Source organism: Halopiger djelfimassiliensis (assembly GCF_000455365.1).
Classification (GTDB): domain Archaea; phylum Halobacteriota; class Halobacteria; order Halobacteriales; family Natrialbaceae; genus Halopiger_B; species Halopiger_B djelfimassiliensis.
This window is the reverse complement of the sequence record NZ_HG315685.1, coordinates 1,059,336-1,061,447: the sequence shown is the minus strand read 5'-3', so window position 1 is coordinate 1,061,447 and position 2,112 is coordinate 1,059,336. Positions and strand designations below refer to the sequence as shown.

At 50.0% G+C, this 2,112-nt stretch carries 4 protein-coding genes; all 4 read right to left on the bottom strand.

The features are described 5' to 3' along the window. Nucleotides 1–216: 216 nt before the first annotated feature. Nucleotides 217–642: an Imm49 family immunity protein gene (locus TX80_RS11040; protein ID WP_049923140.1), complete on the bottom strand. Its 426-nt coding sequence runs from the start codon at nt 640–642 to the stop codon at nt 217–219. After that, nucleotides 624–1,040: a hypothetical protein gene (locus tag TX80_RS11035; RefSeq protein WP_049923139.1), complete on the bottom strand. Its 417-nt coding sequence runs from the start codon at nt 1,038–1,040 to the stop codon at nt 624–626. The genes TX80_RS11040 and TX80_RS11035 overlap by 19 nt, the downstream gene beginning before the upstream one ends. Continuing rightward, nucleotides 1,037–1,450, bottom strand: coding sequence for a hypothetical protein (locus TX80_RS11030; RefSeq protein WP_049923138.1), 414 nt, complete (start codon nt 1,448–1,450; stop codon nt 1,037–1,039). The genes TX80_RS11035 and TX80_RS11030 overlap by 4 nt, the downstream gene beginning before the upstream one ends. Before the next feature lie 190 nt (nt 1,451–1,640). Continuing rightward, on the bottom strand, nt 1,641–2,112 hold a 472-nt coding region (locus TX80_RS11025), incomplete at its 5' end, for a HEAT repeat domain-containing protein (RefSeq protein ID WP_230198717.1).

The following is a 2,112-nucleotide window of genomic DNA, read 5'->3' as shown; positions in this document are numbered from 1 at the left end:
CGGCCACAGTTCTTGGCCGTCGGCGGCCTTGTCTGCGTCTAGATCAGTAAAGCCGGTCGTTATCTCCGTTCGCCACGTTTCATTACCCATTATTCTAATATTTGTTTATTTACCTATATGAATTAATGTATGGTGCGTGAATAGTTACCATGACGGGAGCTTCAGTCCGAAATATTATTTTGGTAACATAACTACAGCGTTTGCTTTCGAGTGGTGTTATGAGCGAGTCGCGTACTCGAGATGGAGGTAGGGACTCTCGACGTCGATTTCGATGTCCTGTTTGTGACAGAGAACGGCAAGGGGAAATGCCGTCCGCGGAAACGCTGTATCTAGGTTGATTTTATTGATATTTTGAGTGTAGATTCCAATTAATACATGCAGTCCTGCGTTCGCCTGTTTAGGTGTGGCTGTGAGAATCCCCTCGAAAACGTCGGAAACGGCTTCGTAGAACGCTTTCATCGATTCGTCTCTGTATTGGTTGTGTTCCAGTTCCTCGTCGGCCAAGTCATGTCGTAGATTTGCGATCTGTTGTCGGGCCGTTAAGTCTTCTCCGAGAATCGTGAGCGCCAGTGCTCGCACGTAGTAGTAACGGACAGGATCAGCCGGCTGCTGTTTGAGTTGGGTTAGATACTGATCAGCCATTTCAGCAGCCCGATAGGTCTTCTCGTCGTCTCGTGATCGGAGTGCAACGAGTATCGACTTCTGATGCTGAATTGCTTTCGTAACTGTTTATTTTCGTTATCAAATTCAAGAATATCTTTCGTATATTTTTTATTATACGATAGGCGATGTTGCGCCGCGCCTGCGAACCAGTCTTCTGCCTTATCGTACGATTCACGGAGCAGTTTACACTTCGCCAGTATGCTTTTTTGACTTCCTGCTAGCCATTCAATCTTGTAATCTCCTTCCGTATACTCTTGACCTTCAATCTGACTTTCCCTTTTCTTTACTTTTTCCTTGGCGTTTTTCTCCTTGAACTCGAAGAACTCACTGTCGATCTCGATCTGTTGTTCGGGGAATTTGTTTTCTAATTCAGTCATTCACCTATCACCTCCCCAAGTTTGACTACGTCTACATCATCTAGGCCAACGTCACTTGCGAGGCCACCATCAACCGTTTTACCATTTTTTGGCCGGTCTTGTACAACGACGAGTTCTTTCCTTAGAACTTTCTCCTCATTTTGAGGAGTGTTTGATTCCCTTAATTCATCTACAAAATTTTGTTGCTCTGGTGTAGTCGCCCGTTCCTCTAATTTATCAATCGTTTCTTCAACCCAGTCCTCGCCCATTTGTGTGCCTTTTTCAGGTTCCCTCAGATATCCGGTTGTAGTAATTTCCTGAGGAGAGTTATCGCCATAATATTTGGATTCGATGATGATGATGAGTTCGTCGGGGCCGTTGCTTCTGGGGTTGCGAGCGACCACGTCGAAGCCGGGCTTTCCGGTGCCCATATCGAACGGAGGATCCACGACATCGTAACCTTTCTCCAGAGCGAGACGCGGTGCGATCGCTTCTTCGCCGATATCGCCTTTCAGGTGCCCTCGTGGTTGCTCTTTCAGGTGCTAAACCTCGTCGAGGAACGAAATCCCGTATTTGTCCTCCAGCAAGTCCGGTGCTTGTGTCTCGAGCGAGGGCTCGACGTTACTCGAGTCGGGTCACTACGTCTTCGGCGGCTTGCCGAACGTCCTCGTCGGGGTCGTCGAGCGCTGGTTCGATCGTCCCGACGAGTTGCTCGTGATCGATCAGCGTCGGATCGGCCGGCTCGAGGTCCGCCAGGGTTTCGATCGCAGCGATTTTATTGACTGCGTGGTCGGACGATCGGATGCACTCACGGAGGTCTTCGATCGCGTTGTGTTGATCGTATTCTTGCGTACTTTCGTCGAATTCGACTTTTGTCTCGAGAAGCGCGCCGAGAACCGCGACCGCGTCCGGCACTAAATCAGGGTCGTCGTATAGCAGGCAGAGGACGAGCGCTCGCAACGCCTTCTCGTCGGGATGGGCTTGCAACGTCGTCAGCGCTTGATCCACGTACGTATCGTCTCCGCGCGCTATCAAGCTCACGTACAGCCGTTCTGCCCGCTCAGGCGGCTGCTTCGAGATGTGGTCACGGATC